This is a genomic window from Cupriavidus sp. NPDC089707, assembly GCF_044748965.1.
Taxonomy (GTDB): Bacteria; Pseudomonadota; Gammaproteobacteria; order Burkholderiales; family Burkholderiaceae; genus Cupriavidus.
Genome location: NZ_JBIVHB010000042.1, coordinates 1 through 20,942 on the forward strand (window position 1 = coordinate 1; position 20,942 = coordinate 20,942).

At 68.3% G+C, this 20,942-nt stretch carries 18 protein-coding genes; 8 read left to right on the forward strand and 10 right to left on the reverse strand.

What is annotated here, in order from left to right:
* Positions 1-185 precede the first annotated feature (185 nt).
* Genes ACIP1U_RS31840 through ACIP1U_RS31865 form a run of 6 tightly spaced genes read right to left on the reverse strand, consistent with a single transcriptional unit; the run spans position 186 to position 8,792 of the window.
* A complete protein-coding gene (locus ACIP1U_RS31840) occupies positions 186-1,184 on the reverse strand; it encodes a Bug family tripartite tricarboxylate transporter substrate binding protein (RefSeq protein ID WP_400323701.1) in 999 nt (332 codons plus the stop codon).
* Between the two features lie 31 nt (positions 1,185-1,215).
* A complete protein-coding gene (locus ACIP1U_RS31845; protein WP_400323704.1) occupies positions 1,216-3,057 on the reverse strand; it encodes an acyclic terpene utilization AtuA family protein in 1,842 nt (613 codons plus the stop codon).
* Positions 3,054-5,057, reverse strand: a complete 2,004-nt coding sequence (locus ACIP1U_RS31850) for an acetyl/propionyl/methylcrotonyl-CoA carboxylase subunit alpha (protein ID WP_400323707.1) — start codon at positions 5,055-5,057, stop codon at positions 3,054-3,056. Before ACIP1U_RS31850 ends, ACIP1U_RS31845 begins: the two co-directional genes overlap by 4 nt.
* Positions 5,058-5,100: 43 nt before the next feature.
* Positions 5,101-5,946, reverse strand: coding sequence for an enoyl-CoA hydratase/isomerase family protein (locus ACIP1U_RS31855; RefSeq protein ID WP_400323710.1), 846 nt, complete (start codon positions 5,944-5,946; stop codon positions 5,101-5,103).
* A 15-nt stretch (positions 5,947-5,961) separates the two neighbouring features.
* Positions 5,962-7,122 (reverse strand): acyl-CoA dehydrogenase family protein, encoded by a 1,161-nt coding sequence (locus ACIP1U_RS31860; protein ID WP_400323713.1) that lies wholly within the window; start codon positions 7,120-7,122, stop codon positions 5,962-5,964.
* Positions 7,123-7,172: 50 nt separating this feature from the next.
* Positions 7,173-8,792, reverse strand: a complete 1,620-nt coding sequence (locus ACIP1U_RS31865; RefSeq protein ID WP_400323716.1) for an acyl-CoA carboxylase subunit beta — start codon at positions 8,790-8,792, stop codon at positions 7,173-7,175.
* Between the two features lie 142 nt (positions 8,793-8,934).
* On the opposite strand from ACIP1U_RS31865, the gene ACIP1U_RS31870 reads away from it, so the two are divergent.
* The gene (locus tag ACIP1U_RS31870; RefSeq protein WP_400323719.1) at positions 8,935-9,681 is read left to right on the forward strand and encodes an IclR family transcriptional regulator; all 747 of its coding nucleotides are present in this window, start codon (positions 8,935-8,937) and stop codon (positions 9,679-9,681) included.
* A gap of 344 nt (positions 9,682-10,025) precedes the next feature.
* Here ACIP1U_RS31870 and ACIP1U_RS31875 read toward each other — a convergent pair whose 3' ends face one another.
* Both ACIP1U_RS31875 and ACIP1U_RS31880 read right to left on the reverse strand, forming a co-directional pair.
* Complete coding sequence (locus ACIP1U_RS31875) at positions 10,026-10,451, reverse strand: type II toxin-antitoxin system VapC family toxin (protein ID WP_400323722.1); 426 nt, start codon at positions 10,449-10,451, stop codon at positions 10,026-10,028.
* Entirely contained in the window at positions 10,448-10,705 is a 258-nt protein-coding gene (locus tag ACIP1U_RS31880) for a FitA-like ribbon-helix-helix domain-containing protein (protein ID WP_400323725.1), read from the reverse strand. The genes ACIP1U_RS31875 and ACIP1U_RS31880 overlap by 4 nt, the downstream gene beginning before the upstream one ends.
* 176 nt (positions 10,706-10,881) lie before the next feature.
* Between ACIP1U_RS31880 and ACIP1U_RS31885 the strand changes: the two genes are divergently transcribed.
* Complete coding sequence (locus tag ACIP1U_RS31885) at positions 10,882-11,106, forward strand: hypothetical protein (RefSeq protein ID WP_400323728.1); 225 nt, start codon at positions 10,882-10,884, stop codon at positions 11,104-11,106.
* Between the two features lie 88 nt (positions 11,107-11,194).
* Here the strand turns inward: ACIP1U_RS31885 and ACIP1U_RS31890 are convergent, their stop codons facing one another.
* Positions 11,195-12,361 (reverse strand): acyl-CoA dehydrogenase family protein, encoded by a 1,167-nt coding sequence (locus ACIP1U_RS31890; protein WP_400323731.1) that lies wholly within the window; start codon positions 12,359-12,361, stop codon positions 11,195-11,197.
* 301 nt (positions 12,362-12,662) lie between these two features.
* Here ACIP1U_RS31890 and ACIP1U_RS31895 point away from each other — a divergent pair, with 301 nt between their 5' ends.
* The 6 genes from ACIP1U_RS31895 to ACIP1U_RS31920 all read left to right on the forward strand — a co-directional run bounded on the left by ACIP1U_RS31895 (position 12,663) and on the right by ACIP1U_RS31920 (position 19,910).
* Entirely contained in the window at positions 12,663-13,556 is an 894-nt protein-coding gene (locus ACIP1U_RS31895) for a MaoC/PaaZ C-terminal domain-containing protein (RefSeq protein WP_400323734.1), read from the forward strand.
* Between the two features lie 14 nt (positions 13,557-13,570).
* Positions 13,571-14,887 (forward strand): acetyl-CoA hydrolase/transferase family protein, encoded by a 1,317-nt coding sequence (locus ACIP1U_RS31900; protein WP_400323737.1) that lies wholly within the window; start codon positions 13,571-13,573, stop codon positions 14,885-14,887.
* A 47-nt stretch (positions 14,888-14,934) separates the two neighbouring features.
* On the forward strand, positions 14,935-16,143 hold the full coding sequence (locus ACIP1U_RS31905) for an acetyl-CoA C-acetyltransferase (protein WP_400323740.1): 1,209 nt from the start codon (positions 14,935-14,937) through the stop codon (positions 16,141-16,143).
* 117 nt (positions 16,144-16,260) lie between these two features.
* Positions 16,261-17,571, forward strand: coding sequence for a CaiB/BaiF CoA transferase family protein (locus ACIP1U_RS31910; RefSeq protein ID WP_400323743.1), 1,311 nt, complete (start codon positions 16,261-16,263; stop codon positions 17,569-17,571).
* 42 nt (positions 17,572-17,613) lie between these two features.
* On the forward strand, positions 17,614-18,246 hold the full coding sequence (locus ACIP1U_RS31915; protein WP_400323746.1) for an AraC family transcriptional regulator: 633 nt from the start codon (positions 17,614-17,616) through the stop codon (positions 18,244-18,246).
* A 131-nt stretch (positions 18,247-18,377) separates the two neighbouring features.
* Complete coding sequence (locus tag ACIP1U_RS31920; RefSeq protein ID WP_400323749.1) at positions 18,378-19,910, forward strand: class I adenylate-forming enzyme family protein; 1,533 nt, start codon at positions 18,378-18,380, stop codon at positions 19,908-19,910.
* A 24-nt stretch (positions 19,911-19,934) separates the two neighbouring features.
* On the opposite strand, the gene ACIP1U_RS31925 is transcribed toward ACIP1U_RS31920, so the two are convergent.
* Positions 19,935-20,837: a LysR substrate-binding domain-containing protein gene (locus ACIP1U_RS31925; RefSeq protein ID WP_400323752.1), complete on the reverse strand. Its 903-nt coding sequence runs from the start codon at positions 20,835-20,837 to the stop codon at positions 19,935-19,937.
* Between the last annotated feature and the right edge of the window lie 105 nt (positions 20,838-20,942).

The window sequence follows — 20,942 nt, forward strand, 5'->3', positions numbered from 1 at the left end:
CCTCTCCCATTTATGGGAGAGGGGCGGGGGAGAGGGCAGGAGTTGCCACGAAGTGAGACGCCACGGTGCTTGCCATGCGCCTGCCCTCTCCCCCAGCCCCTCTCCCGCAAGCGGGAGAGGGGAGCAAACAACCTGGAATTCTCCCTTTGTCAGCAATCTGCCGCGGGCGTTTTCCCAAGTCCTGCTTACTCCAGCTTCACCCCGCTCTTCTTCACCACCTCGCCCCAGCGCACCGCTTCCGTCCTGATAAAGGCCTGGAACTGCTCGGGCTTGCCGCCGACCGGATCGATGCCGTAGTCGATCAGCCGCGCGCGCATGTCCGGCTGCTGCAGCACGGCATCCATGTCTGCCGACAGCCTCGCCAGCACCGCCGGCGGCGTCTTCGCCGGCGCCAGCAGGCCGATCCAGCTGCCCGCCGTCACCGCCGGGAAGCCGGCCTCGGCCATGGTCGGCACGTCCGGCGCGGCCGGCCAGCGCGACGGGCTGGTAATCGCCAGCGCGCGCACCTTGCCCGCCTTCACCTGCGGCATCATGGTCTGCACCGAATCGAAGATCACCGCGACCTGACCCGAGAACAGGTCGGGCAGCGCCGGCGAGATGCCCTTGTACGGCACATGCGTCATCTTCATGCCGACCGCCTGCGCGAACAGTTCTCCCGCCAGGTGCGCGCCGGAGCCGGTGCCGCTCGACGCAAAGGTCATCTTGTCCGGGTTGGCCTTGCCCCAGCTCACCAGTTCCCTGACGCTGGTCGGCGGCAGTTGCGCGCTGCCGACCAGCAACAGCGGGATCCGGCCGATCATGCTGACGCCGGTCAGGTCCTTGACCGGGTCATAGCTCATCTTGCCGTACAGGCTCGGGTTGATCGCGTGGGCGGCGACCACGACCAGCAGCGAATAGCCATCCGGCGCCGATCTGGCAACGTTTTCCGAGCCGATCATGCCGTTGGCGCCGGCACGGTTTTCCACCACCACCGGCTGGCCGATGCGCTCGGACAGCTTCTGCATGACCAGCCGCGTCACCGCGTCGGACACGCCGCCGGGCGTATAGGGCACCACCACTCGGACCGGACGGTTCGGGTAGGCGTCGCCTTGCGCCATGGCCGGGACGGCGCCGGCAAGGCTGCCGGCGAGCAAGCTCAGCATCAACAGGCGGCGGACGCGGGCATTGCGCTTGGATCGGGTCATGTGTCTCCTCCTTGTCAGGGTTAGGCCGGGTCTATGCCCAGCTGCGCGGTACGGAAAGCGGGAAATCAAGCAGCATCTGCGCATAGCTCTTGCCCAGCGGGTCGGAGCGCAGGCTGGCCACGCCGCCGCCGCCCAGCGCGCCATGCATCAGGAAGTTCAGCGCGTGCAGGCCGGGCACGTCGAAGCGCTCGACCTCGCCCTCCACCAGATGGGCGAAATATGCGCGCACGGCCTGCGGCGTCAGCTGTTCGCGCAGCAAGGCCAGGTACTCCGGCTTGCGCGCGATCACGCCGATGTTCTCGTCGTCGCCCTTGTCGCCGCTGCGCGCGTAGGCGAGCGCGACCAGCGGCCGTTGCACGCGCGGTTCGTCGGGGACCGGGGGCAGTGCCGGGGCGTCGAGCGCGGCGGGCGCCTCCGGTGCGGCGCTGGTAGCGGCGCTGACAGCCGCATTCGGCAGCGTGATCACGCCCCCCTCGAAATCCACGCGCATTGGAACGTCCGCCTTCGGCACCAGGAAGGAAAAGACCTTTACCACCGGCTGGATATCGACACGCCCCGCGAAGGAAGAGCGCGTCCCGGCCGCCATCGACGTTCCCGCCGACGAGCATTCGCGCTGCAGGAAGCTCAGGCCCCGCGCCAGCGGATGGCGCGCGCCGATGCGCAGCACCACCTCGCGCGTCGGCAGCTCGCGCGCATGGGCGCCGTACTGGGATTCGCAGCCGAGCAGCTCGACCACGGTCGCGGTGTAGTCGGGCATGCCGCGTTCGGCCAGCATGGCGCGGGTGCGCGCCAGCAGTGCGTCGGCGGTGCGGCGTGCCTTGGCCGGGGCGTCGATGCCGCGGATCGCCATCATCAGGCTGATCTGGAAGCCGTCCTGCCAGGTTGCATTGCCTTTGTAGTGGGTGCCGGGCGCCCTGCCGCGCGCGCCATCCACGCGCACGCGGCCCGGTGCGGCCTGCTCGGTGCGGACCATGCGGAAATCGCAGGTCACGTCCGGCATCAGGTAGTTCGCAGGGTCGCCCACCTCATACAGCACCTGTTCAGCGACCGCGGCCGGATCGACCAGCCCGCCGGTGCCGTCCGGCTTGCTCAGCACGAAGCTGCCGTCGTGCGCGCAGTCGATCACCGGGTACCCCATCTGGTCCCAGCCGGGCACGCGCTCCCAATCGGTAAACAACCCGCCGGTGGCCTGCGCGCCGCATTCGATCACATGGCCCGCCAGCGTGCCGGCGGCAAGGCGGTCCCAGTCGGTCCAGTCCCAGCCGAATTCATGCGCCAACACCCCGACCACCACGGCGCTGTCGACGCAGCGCCCGGCGATGACGATATCGGCGTCCAGCGCCAGCGCGCGGGCGATGCACTGCGCACCGGTGTAGGCGTTGGCCGACCACGGTTCGGTCGTTGGCACGGGCGCACCGGCCAGGTCGGTCAGCCCGTCGGCGCACCATTGCGCGAAGCGCGGCTGCACGTCGTCGCCGGTGACCACGGCGATGCGCGGATTCAGGCCTTGCTGCGCGGCGACCTTGAGCAGCGCGTCCCGGCAGCCTTCCGGGTTGAGGCCGCCGGCGTTGGCGACCACGCGGACGCCGCGCCGCAGGATCTCGGCAAGGTTAGGCCCCATCGCCGCGTGCACGAAATCGGTGGCGTAGCCCAGCGCCGGATCCTTGGCGCGGGCGCGCGCCAGGATCGACATGGTGGTCTCGGCCAGGTAGTCGTAGACCAGGTACTGCAGACCGGGAACGGTCAGCAGCTGCGGCGTGGCGATCGCGGAATCGCCCCAGAAGCCGGAGGCGCCGCCGATGCGCACGGTCTTGCCGGTATGTGGCGCGGTATGTACCTCGATATGTGCCTCGGTATTTGCCAGTTCGTTCATGCCGGCTCCTTCGCCATGACATCGGCTTCGACGCGCGCCAGCAGCGAACCGGCGCTGGCCTGTCCGCCAGCGCGCGCAGGCAGTTCAGCGACCACACCGGCGAACGGCGCGGCGATGGTGTGCTCCATCTTCATTGCCTCCAGCACCACCAGCGGCTGGCCGGCTTCCACGCGCTCGCCCTCGGCCACGTGGACCGCGACGATACGCGCCGTCAGCGGTGCCTGCAGGAGCCCGTCGGCTTCGCCGGCATCGCGGCGGCGGCGTGGGTCATGCAGCGGGAACTGCCAGGCGCGGCCGGACTGGAACAGGTGCAGCACCTGCTTGCCGGCGGCGAACACCAGTGGATAGGCCACGCCATCGCACTCGACCAGCGCAGTGCCGCTGTCGCTGTCGGCGCGCAGCACGCGCAGCGCGCAGGCGACCGGCTGCTGGCCAGCCTCGCGCTGGCGCAGCATCACGCGCCAGCCTTCGGTAGCGACGCGCAAGGTGGCTTCCCACGCCGTGCCGGCCGCGTACAGCACCACGCTGGCGGCGGCACGCGCGAGCGTGGCCGGCTTGCCGTTGTCGCCGAGCAGCCCCGCCGCGGCCAGCGCGGCGCTGGCCATCACAGGCAGCGGCGGCAGCGGCGCCTGCAGCGCGCCCTGCATATGCGCATCGACGAAGCCTGTGTGCACGTCATTGCCCGCGAAGGCCGGATGCGCAAGGCAGTCGGCCAGGAAACCCTGGTTGCTCGGCACGCCCAGCAGCGCGCAGTCTTCCACTGCGCGCAGCAGCTTGCGGCGCGCTTCCTCGCGGTCGGCGCCACGGGCGACCAGCTTGGCCACCATCGAGTCGTAGTGCGTGGGGATGGCGCCGCCCTCTTCCAGCGCGTGGTCGACGCGCACGTCGCGACCGGCGGCGGGCGGACGCCAGCGCAGCAGCGGCCCGCCCTGCGGCAGGAAGCCGGCGGGCACGTCTTCGGCGGTCAAACGGACCTCGATGGCGTGGCCGTTGAGCTTCACCTGGTCCTGCGTCACCGGCAGCGGCTCGCCGGCCGCCACGCGCAATTGCCACTCGACCAGGTCGAAACCCGTGATGGCTTCGGTCACCGCGTGCTCGACCTGCAGGCGCGTGTTCATCTCCATGAAGTAGAAGTTGCCATCTGCATCGAGCAGGAACTCCATGGTGCCGGCGCCGACGTAGCCGATCGACTTTGCCGCGCGGACCGCGGCCTCGCCCATGCGCGCGCGCAGCGCCGGGCCAACCGCTGGCGACGGCGCTTCTTCGATGACTTTCTGATGGCGGCGCTGCACCGAACAATCGCGCTCGCCCAGATGGATGACATGGCCGTGCGTGTCGGCGAAGACCTGGATCTCCACGTGGCGCGGCGCGATGACGGCGCGCTCCAGGATCAGCTCGTCGGAGCCGAACGCGGCCGCGGCCTCGGAGCGCGCGCTTGCCAGTGCCATGGGCAGCGCCGCCGCCTCGCGCACCAGCCGCATGCCGCGCCCGCCGCCGCCGGCCGCGGCCTTCACCATCAGCGGGAAACCGATCGCACCGGCTTCGGCCAGCAGCGTGGCGTCGTCCTGCGCCACGCCCTGGTAGCCCGGTACGCACGGCATGTCGGCGGCCAGCATCAGGCGCTTGGCCTCGGCCTTGTTGCCCATGGCGCGGATCGCCTCGGCGGGCGGGCCGACGAAGACCAGGCCCGCTGCCGCGACAGCCTCGGCAAAGGCCGCGTTCTCGGCCAGGAAGCCGTAGCCGGGGTGGATGGCGTCGGCGCCGCTGGCCCGGGCGGCCTCGATGATGGCGGGGATGCTGAGGTACGACTCGCGCGGCGCAGCGGCACCGATGCAGACTGCGCGGTCCGCGAAGGACACATGCGGGCTGTGGCAGTCGGCCTCGGAGTAGACGGCCACGGTGGCCAGCCCGAGGCGGCGCGCGGTGCGCATGATGCGCACCGCGATCTCGCCGCGGTTGGCGACGAGCAGCGTATGGAAGGGTCGGCTGGTTGCAGACATGGGGGAATCCTGTGAATTTCCGGAAATTGGCAGGCGGCGGTCGTCAGCCCGGCGATTGCGCCGCGCGCACGGCATCGGCATCGAAGCGCACAGTCCAGCGTGCGTCGCGCTTTTCGCGGAAGGCCGCCACGCCTTCGGCGCCCTCGCTGCGCATGCACTGGGCGAACAGCCGCGAGGCTTCGTCCAGCAGCGGCCCCGTCGGCTGCTGCCCGCAGCGGCTGACCAGCGTCTTGAACACGCGATTGGCATTGGGCCCGCAGCGGCCAATGCGCGTCAGCCATTCGGCGACCAGCGCGTCCAGTTCGGCGCTGTCGGCGGCTAGCTGGTCGACCAGCCCGATCGCCAGCGCCGCTTCGCCGCTGATGCGCTCGCCGGTCAGGCCCAGGCGGCGCGTCGCAGCCGCGCCGATGCGCTGCACCACGAACGGCGCGATCTGCGCGGCGATGATGCCGAGCGTGGTTTCCGACAGCGCGAAGCGCGCGTCCCGCGTGGCCAGCACGATGTCGGCGGCGCACGCCAGGCCCATGCCGCCGCCCATCGCGGCGCCATCCGCGGCCGCGATGACCGGCACCGGCAGCGCGCCCAGCCGCTGCATGAAATAGCCGAACTGCCGGTTGCGCGTGGCGACCGGGTCTTCCAGGCTGGCATCGGCATCAAGCCGCGCCTGGAAATTGCCGACATTGCCGCCGGCGCTGAACATGCCGCCGGCGCCGCGCAGCACCAGGGCGCGAACATCGGCGTCGGCTTCGGCCTGTTCTACCGCTGCCGCCAGCGCTGACACGACTTCAGGCGCCAGCGCATTGCGCGTGGCCGGGATGTTGAGAGTGGCGAACAGCACGCCGCCGGCGCGGCGCACGATCACGGGTTCGGTTTGCGAATGCTCGGTCATGGCGCTTCCTGCCTGTCAGCCGCGCGACATCAGGCCCATCTGCTTGGCGATGACCTGCAGCATCACTTCATCCGCGCCGCCGCCGATCGAGCCCAGCCGGAAGTCGCGGTAGGCGCGCGACGCGTGGTTGTCCCAGGTGTAGCCCATGCCGCCCTGGAACTGCATGCACCAGTCCGCCACCTCGCGCGACAGGCGCCCGGCCTTGAGCTTGGCCATCGACGCCAGCTCGACCACGTCGCCGCCGGCGATATAGGTCTGCGTGGCCAGGTAGACCAGCGCGCGCAGCGCCTCCATCTCGGTCTTCAGCTCGGCCAGCTTGAACTGGATGAACTGGTTGTCCAGCAACGGCTTGCCGAAGGCGATGCGCTGGCGCAGGTAGTCGGCGGTTTCCTCGATCAGCGCGGTGCAGGCGAGCCGGCGCGCCGCGCCGTTCAGCCGCTCTTCCTGGAACTGCTTCATCTGGTAGATAAAGCCCATGCCCTCCTCGCCGATACGGTTGCGTACCGGCACGCGCACTTCGTCAAAGAAGATCTGCGCAGTGTCCGAACACCACATGCCGAACTTCTTGATCTTCTGCACTTCCACGCCGCGCACGCGCTTGCCGTCTTCCCTGATCGGCACCACGATCAGCGATTTGTTCTTGTGCACGGGCCCGTCGGAGGTGTTGCACAGCAGGCAGATCCAGTCCGACTGGGTGCCGTTGGTGATCCACATCTTGGAGCCGGAGATGACATAGTCGTCGCCGTCGCGCACGGCACGCGTCTTGAGCGAGGCCACGTCGGAGCCGGCACCCGCCTCGGACACGCCGATCGAGCACACCATGTCGCCGGCGATGGCGGGCGCCAGGTAGTTGCGCTTCAGTTCATCGGAGCCGAACGCGGTCAGCGCCGGCGTAGCCATGTCGGTCTGCACGCCCACGCCCATGCCGACGCCTTGTGCGCGCGCATACCCGAGCGCCTCGGCAGCGGCGACGGCGTAGGAGAAGTCGAGCCCCATGCCGCCGTACTCCACCGGCTTGGTGATGCCGAGAAAGCCGAGGCTGCCCATCTTCTTGAACAGTTCGTGCGCCGGAAACACCTCGGCGGCTTCCCATTCGTCGACGAAGGGATCGATCTCCGCCGAAACGAAGCGGCGGATGCTGTCCATGATGTTGCGGTGGTCTTCGGTGTAAAGCATGCTGGTCTCCTGGATATCGTTGCGTTCTGGTTGTCTGGGGGCGGCGGCGCTCAGAAGCGCCCGACGCCGAACTGGATGGCATGCGGCTGGCGCAGCGCCGCCTCGCGCGCGGTGGCCAGCACGAAGGCGAGCACGGCACGCGTGTCGCGCGGATCGATCACGCCGTCGTCCAGCAGCAGTCCGCTGGTGACGAAGGCGCTCGCCTGCCGCTCGAAGTTGGCGACGATCTCGGCGGTCTGGCCGGCCAGTTGCGCCTCGTCGACCGGCTTGCCCTTGCGCGCCGCCTGCTGGCGCGCCACGATCTCCAGCGTCATGGCGGCCTGCTCGCCGCCCATCACCGCCGTGCGCGCGTTCGGCCACGAGAAGCAGAAGCGCGGCTTGAAACCCCGCCCGCACATGCCGAAGTTGCCCGCGCCGAACGAGGCGCCACAGTACAGCGTAATCTGCGGCACCCTGGAGTTGGACAGCGCCTGGATCATCTTGGAGCCGTGCTTGATCATGCCGGCCTCTTCCGAGGCGCGCCCGACGATAAAGCCGGTGGTGTTCTGCAGGAACACGATCGGCGTGCCGGACTGGTTGCACAGCTGGATGAACTGCGCCGCCTTCGTTGCGCCGGCCGGGTCGATGGGGCCGTTGTTGGTGATGAAGCCGACCGCATTGCCTTCGATGCGGGCGTGGCCGCACACCGTGCCGGGGCCGTAGTCGGGCTTGAACGGCAGCCACGCGGAATCGTCGACGATGCGCGCGATCACTTCGCGCATGTCGACCGGGCGCTTCATGTCCAGCGTCATGACGCCGTCCAGTTCCAACGCGTCAAGCCGCGGGGCACGTGCCGGCTGCGCCGGCTGGCGCTCAACCTTGGGCCAGTCCAGGCTGGCAACGATATCGCGCGCGGTGGCAATGGCGTGCTCGTCGTCTTCTGCAAGGTATTCAGCCAGGCCGGTGGCGGTGGCGTGCAGGTCGGCGCCGCCCAGCTCTTCGTCAGTGGCGATTTCGCCGGTGGCGGCCTTCAGCAGCGGCGGACCGGCCAGGAAGGCGCGGGCGCGGTTGCGCACCATCACCACGTAGTCGGACAGGCCGGGCATGTAGGCACCACCTGCCGTGGACGAGCCGTGCACGACCGTGATGACCGGCAGCCCGGCCGCCGACAGCCGCGCCAGGTTGTAGAAGATGGCGCCGCCGCGGACAAACTTGTCGACGCGGTACTTGCGCAGGTTGGCGCCGGCCGACTCCACCAGGTGGATAAAGGGCAGCCGGTTTTCCAGCGCGATTTCCTGGCAGCGCACCAGCTTCATGTTGCCGGCCTCAGTCATGGCGCCGGCATCGATGCCGGAATCGGTGGCGAGCACCATGCAGCGCACCCCGCACACAATGCCGATGCCGGCCACCAGCGATCCGCCGGGCACCGACGTCTCCGGGTCGGGATCGTCCATGCAGAAGCCCGCCAGCGTGGCCAGCGGCAGGAACGGCGCGCCCGGGTCAAGCAGGCGGCCGACGCGCTCGCGCGGCAGCAGCGCGCCGCGTCTTGCAAAGGTGGGCCGCGAGCGCTCGGACGCGGCCACGGCGCGCTGCTCCAGCCCATGCAGGCGGTCGATCAGTGCCTGCATGCCGGCGCGCTGGCCGGCGAAGGCGTCGGAGGACGGGTCAATGCGGGATTCGATGGGGATCATGGCGCGTGCCTGTGGTTCCGTGATGGATGGATTGCAAACCACGGCGCCCCGCGCGACAACCTCAATCGCTCAGATTGTGCATAATGTGCACAGTCTGCCCACCCTGGGAGTGTCTTCCGACGCTCCGCCGACGCATCCGGCCATGCCCACCAAATCCTCCGCTCCCGGCGGCGTCCAGAGCCTGGCGCGCGCCTTCACCCTGCTGCAACTGCTGGCCGAACACCATGACACCGGGCTGGCGCTGCCCGACCTTGCCGCCATGGCCGGCATCGACCGCACCACCGCGCACCGCATGGCGCGCTTCCTGGAAGCCGGTGCGTATATCGAGCGCGAATCGGCCGGCAAGCGCTATCACCTCGGTACCGCGGCGATGGCGCTCGGGCTGCGCGCGATGAACCGGCCGCCACCCAACAGCGCCCTCGTCAGCAAGATGAAGGCACTGGCGCGCCTGACCGGCGACGCGGTCTTCCTGATCGTGCGCATTGGCGACCACGGGCACTGCCTGCATACCGAGGAAGGCAGCCACCGCATCAAGACCTTCCACATGCTGACCGGCACCTCGCGCCTGCTGGGCCAGGGCACCGGCAGCATGGCGCTGCTGGCCAGGATGGACAACGACGCGATCCGCGCGCACTACGAACGCCACCGCGCCGAGTACGAGGCAAGCGGCCTGAGCCTGCTCAAGCTGATGCGTGGCGTCGAGCGCAGCCGCAAGCTGGGCTACGCGCTGGCGGGCGCGGAAGGCGTGGCGGGCGTGGGCTATGCCCTGCCGCTGGCAATGGGCGCGGATGCGGCCATCAGCATTGTTTCGACTGCGTCGCGGATGTCTGCCGCACGGCGGCATGAAATGGGCGGGATCATCGTGACGATGTTCGCGCAGCAAGGCTGAGGCAGCGGCGGGTGCGCGAGCCCCGGCGTTGCACGACCTGTTGACGCACTGAGCGGCCGCGCACCTCGGTTTTGAAACGCGTCTCTGTCAGGGGCCGCACAGAGCTGCACTAGCTCTACGGCGTTCAATGGTGACGCAAACCGAGAGATGCAAGCATGCGCCCGCCGCCCTGGCATCGGCCGGGCCAAGCCGCCTTCGCTGGAAGGCGGAATCAGTCCTGGTGCCAGAACAATAAATTCCCCCGCCGACCAGAGGGAGGGTCGGCACTCTGGGCCACGCCCCGATGTCGGAGCGTGGCTTCTTTTTTAGTTTTGCCGGGGTGAACCAGAGAGTGTCACGCGGAATCAGGCTCGTTGCGCTTCCCAGGGATTGATGACGGGCACGCCGGCGGCCTGGAAGGGACTCGTGTCACGTGTGGCCACTGTATAGCGGTGCGCGGTCGCGATGGCGGCAATGTAGCCGTCAGGGGTTGGGAATCCCCTCCCCGCCGCTCTGGCTCGCGTTGCGAGTTCGGCGTAGCAGCGCGCTGCCTCGATATCAAACGGCAGGACCCGTTCCCCGAACAAAACCAGCAGGCCTTCCAATGCTCCCTCCAGCGCAGCCTTGCGACGCCCGGGCGCCAGCGTTCCGATGCCATAGAGCAGTCCGGCCAGCGTCACGCTAGACAGAAACAGGGTTTCCGCTGCCTGTTCGTTGAGCCACGCACGCACGCTCGGCGACGGTTCCGGCTTCATGGCCTCGGATACAACATTGGTGTCCAACACGATCATTCGTCGAACCCTAGCGGAGCCGCCGGCGCCCGGTCGCGAACTTGCTCAATCATCTCGACATCGGCATTGGTAAGGCCCAGGTCCCGACCCAACCGCGTCAAGGCATCGCCCATGCGCAGGCGCTCGGCCGGTTTCACAGCCGCCTCGAGGATGTCTCGCACTTCCGCTTCGGTACTGCGTCCGTGCGCGGCCGCCCGCACTCTTAACGCGCGATGTACCTCGTCCGGCAGGTTTCTTACGGTCATGGTGGCCATAGCTATCAACGCCTTCATTTGATATCAATGCAGTCATTCTATGAAATTGACATCACTGAAGCAAAGTTACCACCAGTCGGTGAGGCTCATGAAGCACTCCGGAAGTCGTCGGTTGGGCCGATGGTAGCTGTCGCCTTTGCCTACACTGAACGCATTCCGCGCAAAGGGCCCGATCCATGCCAGACACGCTCATCTTCAACCTGCACTACGCCTGGCGCAGCCGGCCGGGCTATGCGCTTCGCATCGCCCTGCTCGCGGCCGCCGTGGCTGGATGTGAAGCGCCGCCGCGCGATACGTCCATGACTCCGCCACCACCACGCTTGCCGATCGCTGCTGGCGACGAGGTATATCCGGCGCCGGCCACGGTGCGCGATACCCGCCCTGCAACGCCCGCCCGCTAGCGGAGTCGCGGGCATTTGATATTGCCGATGCAAAACGGCCGGCGCGACAGCGCCGGCCAGAAGCGGTATCGATCGACGCTTCTACCGCTCAGAATGAGCGCGGCAGCCCCAGGATGTGTTCCGCGACGTACGAGTAGATCAGGTTGGTCGAGATCGGCGCGACCTGGTACAGGCGCGTCTCGCGGAACTTGCGCTCGATGTCGTATTCGCAGGCAAAGCCGAAGCCGCCGTGGAACTGCAGGCAGGCGTTGCCGGCTTCCCAGCTGGCCTTGGCCGCCAGGTACTTGGCCATATTGGCCTGGGCGCCCATCGGCTCGTGCTTGTCGAACAGTTCGCAGGCCTTCCAGCGCATCAGGTTGGCGGCTTCCAGTTCGATGAAGGACTCGGCGATCGGGAACTGCACGCCCTGGTTCTGGCCGATCGGGCGGCCGAAGACTTCGCGCTCGCTGACGTACTTGGTGACGCGATCCATGAACCAGTAGCCGTCGCCGATGCACTCGGCGGCGATCAGGGTGCGCTCGGCGTTGAGGCCGTCGAGGATGTACTTGAAGCCCTTGCCTTCTTCGCCGATCAGGTTTTCCTCGGGGATTTCCAGGTCTTCGAAGAACAGCTCGTTGGTCTCGTGGTTGACCATGTTCGGGATCGGCCGCACGGTCAGGCCCTTCTTCTGCGCCTCATGCAGGTCCACCATGAAGATGGACATGCCTTCGCTCTTCTTCTTCACGTCGGCCAGCGCGGTGGTGCGCGCCAGCAGGATCATGAAGTCGCTGTGCTGCACGCGGCTGATCCACACCTTCTGGCCGTTGACCACATAGCGGCCGTCCTTCTTGACCGCCGAGGTCTTGATCTTGGTGGTGTCGGTGCCGGTGGTGGGCTCGGTCACGCCCATCGACTGCAGGCGCCATTCGCCCGAGGCGATCTTCGGCAGGTACTTGTCCTTCTGCGCCTTGGAGCCGTGGCGCAGCAGCGTGCCCATGTTGTACATCTGGCCGTGGCAGGCACCGGAATTGCCGCCGCTGCGGTTGATTTCTTCCATGATGACCGAGGCTTCGGTCAGGCCCAGGCCCGAACCACCGTATTCCTGCGGGATCAGCGCGGCCAGCCAGCCGGCCGCGGTCAATGCGTTGACGAAGGCCTCGGGGTAAGCACGCTGCTCGTCGACTTTGCGGAAGTACTCATCCGGGAATTCGGCGCAAAGCGCGCGCACGGCATCGCGGATTTCTTGGTAGTTGTTCGATTGGGTCTGTTCGATCATGGCGCGTCGTTGGCGTGAATACGGACGGAATTTGCGGACGAAATTTGCGGCGCTTCGGTCCCACGGGATGGCCATGGCGGCGACCGATGCTGTCTTGGCCGCAATAGTCGCTGCGATCGACGCCTCGGGCAATCAGCCATTGCGAAACCGCGCCTTCCACGGCGCTTAAGGCCGGCATCCCGGGCCCGAGATGGCGTTTTCGCAAACGCCGAAGTCGGCCATTGGCATTGTCAAATAGCGCAAAACCCACTTTGGCGACATCCTCACGGCTATCTCCTGATCAAGACATAGGACCCGGAACATGGCAGTGAGCTACCAGCACCTCAAGCAGCGACCGTTCGCCCCGGTACGCCAGCGCTATACCGAGCGCGACACCATGCTGTACGCACTCAGCCTGGGGCTGGGCAACGATCCGCTGGACGCGGCCGCCCTGCCCTTCGTGTTCGAGGGCGCCGCAGGCGGGTTGCGCACACTGCCATCGCAGGCGGTGGTACTGGGCTATCCCGGCTTCTGGGCCCGCGAGGCCGATACCGGCATCGACTGGGTCAAGCTGCTGCACGGCGAGCAACGCATGCGCCTGCACCGACCGCTGCCGGCCAGCGCCGACATCGTCGGCCACAACCGCATCACGCACCTGACCGACAAGGGTGAAGGCAAGGGCGCGGTCATGGTGACCGAGCGCCGGCTCGAAACGGCAGACGGCGATTTGCTGGCGACGGTGCAGCAGGTCAGCTTCCTGCGCGGCGACGGCGGCTACAGCCAGCGCGACGGCGGCCAGCCCAGCGACGATCCGCTGCCCGCGCTGCGTCCGACCCCGGAGGACCGCGCGCCGGATTTCACCGACACGCAGGCAATCCGCCCCGAAGCCGCGCTGCTATATCGCCTGATGGGCGACTTCAACCCGCTGCACGCCGACCCCGCTGTCGCCAGGACGGCAGGCTTCGAGCGGCCGATCCTGCACGGCCTGGCCAGCTACGGGCTGGTCGCGCATGCACTGGTGCGCCAGTGCGCGGACCACGATCCCGCCCGCCTGCGCGCGCTGGATATCCGCTTCACCGCACCGGTGTTCCCCGGCGAGACGCTGGTCACCGAGATCTGGCGCACGCCCGAAAGCGCCAGCCACTTCCAGGTGCGCGCCCGCGTGGCCGAGCGCGACAAGGTAGTGCTCAGCCACGGCTGGGCCGAGCTCGCCTGACCCCGCACCGCCCTATGCATCCCGCTACCGTGGATAACAAGGAACTGGCCTCCGCGCTGCGGGCACTGCTACGCCCCGGCGACCATATCTGGTGGGGCCAGGCTACCGCCGAACCGCTGACGCTGACGCGCGCGCTGGTCGAGCACCGCCACGCACTGGCGCAGGGCGGGCGTCTCAGCGTGTTTGTCGGCATCGGCCAGTCCGACACGCTGCAGCCGGCGCAGGCCGACGTGATCGACTTCTTCGGCTATGCCGCCAGCGGCCCGCACCGCCAGCTGGCCAAGGCCGGCGTGCTGGACATCGTGCCGAGCCACTACTCGCACCTGCCCGGCCTGATCCGCCAGGGCGCGCTGCGCGCAGACGTGGTGCTGCTGCAGGTGTCGCCGCCAGACGAGGCGGGCCGCTACAGCATGGGCCTGGTGCATGAGTACATTCCCGCGGCGCTGGACCGGGCCCGCGTGATCGTCGCCGAGGTGAACCCGGACGTACCGTGGACCTACGGCAGCCGCCACCTCACCGCCGACGAGATCGACCTGCTGGTCGATGCCGCGCATGCGCCGATCAGTCTGGAGCGCAGCGCCCCCGGTCCGGCGGAACAGGCAATCGCCCGTCATATCGCGGGCTGGATCGAGGACGGCGCCACGCTGCAGATGGGCATCGGCAACCTGCCCGAGGCCGTGGTGGCCGCGCTGCACGACCGCCGCGACCTGGGGCTGCACAGCGGTGCGGTCGGCGACGGCATTGCCGCGCTGGCCGAGGCCGGCGTGCTGACCAACGCGCGCAAGACCATCGATACCGGCATCGGCATCGGCGGCATCCTGATGGGCAGCGAGCGACTGCGGCGCTGGGCTCACCGCAATCCGAAGCTGCAACTGCGCGAAACCAGCTACACGCATCATCCCGAGGTGCTGGCCAGCATCGACAAGCTTACGGCGATCAACTCGGCGATCGAAGTCGATCTGACCGGACAGGTGAATGCCGAAGTGGCGGCAGGCGTCTATGTCGGCGCGGTTGGCGGCGCGGTGGACTTCCTGCGCGGCGCCGCGCGCAGCCGCGGCGGCCTGCCCATCGTCGCCCTGCCCGCGACAGCGAAGGGCGCGAGCCGCATCGTCGCGCAGCTGTCCGGCCCGGTCAGCACGCCGCGCTCGGATGCCGGCCTGATCGTCACCGAGCACGGTGTTGCCGACCTGCGCGGCCAGACCCTGTCGCAGCGCGTGCGCCGCATGCTGGACCTCGCCGCCCCCGAACACCGCGAGGACCTGGAGCGCCAGGCCCACGCCCTGCTGCGCCAGTGCGGCGCGGTTTTCGTTGCCACCGCGGGCGCGGCCTGACCGGGCGCCTGCTCAGCCTACCCAACAGAATTTCCAAGGAGACTTCCATGCGCCGAGCCGCAATCGTCACCCCCCTCCGTACTCCCGTCGGCACCTTCGGTGGCAGCCTGCGTCCCGTGTCCGTCGAGGAACTGGCCGCCACCACCGTGCGCGCCGTGGTCGAACGCAGCGGCATCGACCCCGCCCGCATCGATGACGTGGTCTTTGCCCAGTCCTACGCCAACAGCGAAGTGCCCTGCGTGGGCCGCTGGGCCGCGCTGCAGGCCGGCCTGCCGGTCGAAGTGCCGGGCATGCAGCTGGATCGCCGCTGCGGCGGCGGCCTGCAGGCCATCGTCACGGCCTCGATGATGGTGCAGAGCGGCGCTGCCGACGTGGTCATCGCCGGCGGCGTCGAGAGCATGAGCAATATCGAGTACTACACCACCGATATGCGCAAGGGCTCGCGCTCGGGCAACGTGAAGTTCTACGACCGCCTCGACCGTGGCCGCGAGCGCTCGCAGCCGGTCGAGCGCTTCGGCAAGATCTCCGGGATGATCGAGACCGCCGAGAACCTGGCGCGCGACTACGGCATTACTCGCGAGCAGGCCGACGCCTTTTCCGTGCGCAGCCACGAGCGCGCCGCGGCGGCGTGGGAATCCGGCCGCTTCGACGCCGAGATCGTGCCGGTGCAGGTACCTCAGCGCAAGGGCGACCCGGTCACCTTCGCGCGTGACGAGGGCTTCCGTCCCGGCACCTCGATGGAAAGCCTGGGCAAGCTGCGCGCATTGATGCCCAACGGCACCGTCACCGCCGGCAACGCCAGCCAGCAGAACGACGCCTCCGCCGCCTGCCTGATCGTCGCCGAAGACAAGCTGGCCGAACTGGGCCTGACCCCGATGGCAACGCTGGTGGGCTGGGCCGCCGCGGGCTGCGAGCCGTCGCACATGGGCATCGGCCCGGTGCCGGCGGTGAAGAAGCTGCTCAAGCGCCTGAACCTGACGCTGGACCAGATGGACCTGGTGGAGCTGAACGAAGCCTTTGCCTGCCAGGTGCTGGCCGTGCTGAAGGGGTGGGAGTGGAGCGACCAGGACGCGATCGAGCAGAAGCTCAACGTCAATGGTTCGGGCATCTCGCTGGGCCACCCGATCGGCGCCACCGGCGTGCGCATCCTGGCCACGCTGCTGCACGAACTGCAGCGCCGCGGCGGCCGCTATGGCCTGGAAACCATGTGCATCGGCGGCGGCCAGGGCATTGCCGCAGTGTTCGAGCGCTGCTGATCGCGGCTCTATCATGTGCGAGTACCGCACGGCTCCACGCGGAGCCGTGCCGTTCTTGATGCCCCACGCTGCCCATCCCGCGAGACGGGCAGAAACGAATCAACCGCCACGATTTCCATGACTGATTCCGCCACCAACTCCCTGCCCGAGCTGCCGCCCCCTTCACCGCCCCCTTCGCCGCATACGGGCGCGCTGAGCCACCTGCGCGTGCTCGACCTGTCGCGCGTGCTGGCCGGGCCGTGGTCCACCCAGAACCTGGCGGACATGGGCGCCGACGTCATCAAGATCGAAAAGCCTGGCGAAGGCGACGATACCCGCCACTGGGGCCCTCCGTTCCTCTCGGGCGAGGATGGCGTGCCCACGCGGCAGGCAAGCTACTTCACCGCGGCCAACCGCAACAAGCGCTCGGTCACCGTGGACATGTCCAGGCCCGAAGGCCAGGCACTGATCCGCGATCTGGCCCGCCACAGCGATGTCGTGGTGGAGAACTTCAAGACCGGCGGCCTCAAGCGCTATGGCCTGGACTACGAGAGCCTGAGCGCGATCAATCCGCGCCTGGTCTACTGCTCGGTGACCGGCTTCGGCCACACCGGGCCGTATGCGGCCCGCCCCGGCTACGACCTGCTGATCCAGGCCATGAGCGGCCTGATGAGCATCACCGGCCATGCCGACAGCGAGCCCGGCGGCGGTCCGATGAAGGTGGGCGTGGCGGTGATCGACCTGTTTACCGGCATGTACGCCACCACGGCGATCCTGAGCGCGCTGGAGGCGCGCCACTACACCGGCCGCGGGCAGCACATCGACATCGCCCTGCTGGACGTGGCAATGGCGGTACTGGCCAACCAGGGCGCCGGCTTCCTCAATGCCGACGACGTGCCCCGCCGCCAGGGCAATATCCACCCCAGCGTGGTGCCCTACCAGGACTTCCCCACGGCCGACGGCAACATGCTGCTGGCGATCGGCAACGACGGCCAGTTCGCGCGCTTCTGCGAGGCCGCGGGCATGGACTGGGCACGCGACGAGCGCTACGCCACCAACACCGGCCGCGTCAACAACCGCAAGGTGCTGATCGCGATGATGATGGAGCTCACGCGCACCCGCACCACCGCCGAATGGGTCACGCTGCTCGAAGCCAATTCCGTGCCGTGCGGCCCGATCAACAACATCGCCCAGGCGTATGCCGACCCGCATGTGCAGTCGCGCGGCCTGCGCATCGAGCAGTCGCGCTATCCGGGCGAGCAGCCGCCCGCCGGCCAGAGCGTCAATCGGGTAGTGACCGCTGCCAGCCCGCTGCGCCTGTCGGAGACGCCGCCTACGCTGCGCTATGCCCCGCCCGCACTGGGCCAGCACACTGAGGAAGTGCTGCGCGACTACCTGCAGCTCGATGCGGATCAGGTGCAGGCGCTGCGCACCAAGGGCGTGGTGTAAGCCGATACGACGACAAGGCGCCGACAGGATTGCCCGAAGACCATGCGCATCGAACTCCAGGCCTTTTCGCACACGCATATGTCGCGGCTGTTGCCGGCGTTCCCGCTGATGATCGCCGCGACGCAGGGCAAGACTCTGGTGCGGCGCCGCGGCTTCGAGCGCGTGGTCGTACCCGGTCAGCCTTTGGTGGCGGCCCCGTTCGAAACGGTAGACCTGTACCTCGACGGCGGCGCGGTGCAGCCGGCCTGCTGCAGCCTGGAAATGCGGATGCGCCCCGGCGGCGCGCTCGGCGCGTCGCTGCACCACCGGCTGTCGCAGCGCGTCTTCATGCAGCCGCAGCACACATGGAGTGCAGCCTTCATCGCCGACCTGCTGCGCGCCTCGCCCACGCAGGTGCGGCGCACGCTGTTCTCGGAAGGTGCCGCGCTGACCGAGCTATGCCGCACGCAGCGGCTGATGCGCGCCTTGTTCGAGGTCCTGCATGACAACCCCGGCACCGAGGACCTGAAGCGCCGCATCGGCTGGTCGCCGCGCAGCGACCTGGAGGCCGCGTTCTACGACTGGTTCGGCCTGTCATTGCACGCACTGGCACGGTCCGGCGCCAGGCGGCCGGCCACCGCTGCCACGCGCGCCGCGGCGTTCGTGCCGCAGTGGCTGGACCAGCAACTGGCCTGACACGCGCGCTTTCGGCAACCTCGAACACGGCCTTTGCCGATCCGCGATTGCAGCGCACTTGCCACGCTCATACACTGGCGTCGTCCGGATTGCCGGACGGCACTTTACCCCGCACAAGGACTATCCGCGCGATGCCCCCGGACCGAGCCAACCCACAACGGATCAGCGATCTCCCCCGCCACTGGGCCACCGCGGCCCCTGATCGCACGGCAGTCTTCGAGGATGGCCGCACCGTGACATTCGCGCAGCTCTGGCAGGGTATCCAGGACGCACAGGACTGGCTGGACGCGCAGGACGTCGGCACCGGCGACCGGGTGCTGGTCGTGGCCGAGAACTGCCTCGCCGTGATCACGCTGGTGTTCGCCTTGTCCGAACTGGGCGCATGGCCGGTAGTGGTCAACGCGCGCCTGTCGGCGCGCGAGATCGAGGTGATCCGCTCGCACTGCCAGCCCCGGCTGATGCTGTTTACCCACGCCGCCTCGCCCGACGCGCTGCGGCACGGCGTGCGCTACCGTGCCCGCGAAATCGCGCCGGCCGGACTCGGCCCGCTGATGGCCAGCACCGCCGACAGCGCCAGCGAACGCGAGCCCGATGCCCTGGCACGCGAGGTCGCCGCGCTGATCTATACCTCCGGCACCACCGGGCAGCCCAAGGGTGTGATGGTGACGCACCGCGGCCTGCTGCACTTTGCCCGCGTCACGGTGGAATCACGCCGCATGCAGCCGGATGACTGCGCGTACGCTGTGATGCCGATGTCGCATGTCTTCGGACTGGGCACGCTGCTGGTGTCGACCTTCCAGGCAGGCGCCAGCCTTTACCTGAGCCCGCGCTTCAACGCGGCGGATGTCACCGCGGCGATCCGGCAAGGTGCGATCACGCTGCTGCAAGGCGTGCCGACCATGTTCAGCCGCATCCTCGCGCATGTGCGTGCGAGCGGCATGCCGCTGGCACCATCGCCCAGGCTGCGCTACCTGTACACCGGCGGCGGGCCGCTCGACCCGACGCTCAAGCAGGAAGTCGAAGCGATGTTCGGCCAGCCACTGCACCATGGCTACGGCATGACCGAGTATGCGGGCTCGCTGTCTGTCACGCGCATGGACCGGCCGCGCGGCGATTGCTCGGCGGGCGAGATCGTAGCAGGCGCGGAACTGCAGGTGGTCGGGCCTGACGGCCAACCGGTGCCGGCCGGCGAACCCGGCGAGCTGTGGGTCAGGGGCCCGGGCGTCATGCGCGGCTATTACCGCGCACCGGCGCTGACCGCCGAGGCGCTGCGCCCCGGCGGCTGGCTCAATACCGGCGACCTGGGCCGGCTGGGGCCCGACGGCGCGCTGTTTATCGTGGGCCGCACCAAGGACCTGATCATCCATTCGGGATTCAACGTCTATCCGATCGAAGTCGAATCGGTGATCAACACGCATCCGTCGGTGCGCGTGTCTGCCGTGGTGGGCCAGCCAGCCGCGGACGGCAACGAGCAAGTGATTGCCTTTGTCGAGATCAAGGACGGCGAGAAGTTCGATGCGGCGGCGCTGCACGACTATCTGGTCGACCGCCTGTCGCCGTACAAGCGCCCGGAGAAGATCCTGCGCGTCGCCAGCATTCCGACCACGGCCAGCGGCAAGCTGCTCAAGCACCAGCTCAAGCAGATGGTTTCGCAGCAGAAGTAGCGACAGCGATAGCGGCGGGGGCGGTCAGTCCTGCCGCCCGAGGCCGTCCTCGACCAGCAGGTCGACCAGCTTGCGCGCGAACAGCGGCAACGCGCCGACATCCGCCACGCACACCTGCAGCTTGCGCTCGGCCCATTCGTCGTTGAGCTGGATGATGCGCAGCGCCATGGTGCTGGCATGCCGCGCGGCCGTGCTCTCGGGCAGCACGCCGATGCCGACATTGGCCTCGATCATGCGGCAGGCGGTCTCGAAATTGCTGACCTGGACCCGCCAGCGCAGCTCGCGCTGCAGGTCAACCGCGGCGCGCTTGAGGAAGTTGTGGATGGCGCTGGCTTCCGGCAGGCCGATAAAGTCGTAGCCGAGCGTATCGATGAAATCCACGGTGTCGCGCTCGGCCAGCGGGTGGCTCAGCGCGGTCGCAAGCACCAGCCGGTCGCGCCGGTAGGGCATGACTTCGAGTCCTTCGGTACGCACGTTGCCGGCGATGATGCCGATGTCGACCATCCCCTCCTGCACCGCACGCACGATGTCCGGGCTGAGCCGCTCCTGCATGTCGATGGTCACGTCAGGATTGTTGACGAGGTAAGTACGCAGCACCGCGGGCAGGAACTCGCTCATCGCCGTGGTGTTGGCAAAGACGCGCACATGGCCCTTCACGCCGGCCACGTATTCCTGCAGATCGCCGCTGAGTTGCTCCAGCTGGCGGATGACGCGGCGCGCGTGGGCCAGCAAGGTCTCGCCGGCACCGGTGACCTTCACGCCCTGGCTGCTGCGGCTCAGCAGCTTGACCCCGACGTACTCCTCCAGGTTCTTGATGCGGGTACTGGCCGCGGCCAGCGACAGGTGGGAACGCTGCGCGCCGCCGGTCAGGCTCTGGGCCTCGGCAATATGCGTAAACAGTTTCAGATCGACCAGATCAAAGCGCATTACATCGTTCCCTAGTGTCCTGCGTCAGAAATTCGCAGACAAAATCGCCTGATGCTGGCGAGGATGTCATCGGCGGACTTCGTCCACACGAAAGGCGTGGGGTTG

What these genes read in the sequence shown, in the direction of transcription:
- ACIP1U_RS31915 (WP_400323746.1), top strand. Translation starts at nt 17,614, where the DNA reads ATGCGCATCGAACTCCAGGCCTTTTCGCACACGCATATGTCGCGGCTG.
- ACIP1U_RS31910 (WP_400323743.1), top strand. Translation starts at nt 16,261, where the DNA reads ATGACTGATTCCGCCACCAACTCCCTGCCCGAGCTGCCGCCCCCTTCA.
- ACIP1U_RS31885 (WP_400323728.1), top strand. Translation starts at nt 10,882, where the DNA reads ATGCCAGACACGCTCATCTTCAACCTGCACTACGCCTGGCGCAGCCGG.
- ACIP1U_RS31905 (WP_400323740.1), top strand. Translation starts at nt 14,935, where the DNA reads ATGCGCCGAGCCGCAATCGTCACCCCCCTCCGTACTCCCGTCGGCACC.
- ACIP1U_RS31870 (WP_400323719.1), top strand. Translation starts at nt 8,935, where the DNA reads ATGCCCACCAAATCCTCCGCTCCCGGCGGCGTCCAGAGCCTGGCGCGC.
- ACIP1U_RS31895 (WP_400323734.1), top strand. Translation starts at nt 12,663, where the DNA reads ATGGCAGTGAGCTACCAGCACCTCAAGCAGCGACCGTTCGCCCCGGTA.
- ACIP1U_RS31920 (WP_400323749.1), top strand. Translation starts at nt 18,378, where the DNA reads ATGCCCCCGGACCGAGCCAACCCACAACGGATCAGCGATCTCCCCCGC.
- ACIP1U_RS31865 (WP_400323716.1), bottom strand. Translation starts at nt 8,792, where the DNA reads ATGATCCCCATCGAATCCCGCATTGACCCGTCCTCCGACGCCTTCGCC.
- ACIP1U_RS31850 (WP_400323707.1), bottom strand. Translation starts at nt 5,057, where the DNA reads ATGTCTGCAACCAGCCGACCCTTCCATACGCTGCTCGTCGCCAACCGC.
- ACIP1U_RS31845 (WP_400323704.1), bottom strand. Translation starts at nt 3,057, where the DNA reads ATGAACGAACTGGCAAATACCGAGGCACATATCGAGGTACATACCGCG.
- ACIP1U_RS31875 (WP_400323722.1), bottom strand. Translation starts at nt 10,451, where the DNA reads ATGATCGTGTTGGACACCAATGTTGTATCCGAGGCCATGAAGCCGGAA.
- ACIP1U_RS31860 (WP_400323713.1), bottom strand. Translation starts at nt 7,122, where the DNA reads ATGCTTTACACCGAAGACCACCGCAACATCATGGACAGCATCCGCCGC.
- ACIP1U_RS31900 (WP_400323737.1), top strand. Translation starts at nt 13,571, where the DNA reads ATGCATCCCGCTACCGTGGATAACAAGGAACTGGCCTCCGCGCTGCGG.
- ACIP1U_RS31840 (WP_400323701.1), bottom strand. Translation starts at nt 1,184, where the DNA reads ATGACCCGATCCAAGCGCAATGCCCGCGTCCGCCGCCTGTTGATGCTG.
- ACIP1U_RS31855 (WP_400323710.1), bottom strand. Translation starts at nt 5,946, where the DNA reads ATGACCGAGCATTCGCAAACCGAACCCGTGATCGTGCGCCGCGCCGGC.
- ACIP1U_RS31925 (WP_400323752.1), bottom strand. Translation starts at nt 20,837, where the DNA reads ATGCGCTTTGATCTGGTCGATCTGAAACTGTTTACGCATATTGCCGAG.
- ACIP1U_RS31880 (WP_400323725.1), bottom strand. Translation starts at nt 10,705, where the DNA reads ATGGCCACCATGACCGTAAGAAACCTGCCGGACGAGGTACATCGCGCG.
- ACIP1U_RS31890 (WP_400323731.1), bottom strand. Translation starts at nt 12,361, where the DNA reads ATGATCGAACAGACCCAATCGAACAACTACCAAGAAATCCGCGATGCC.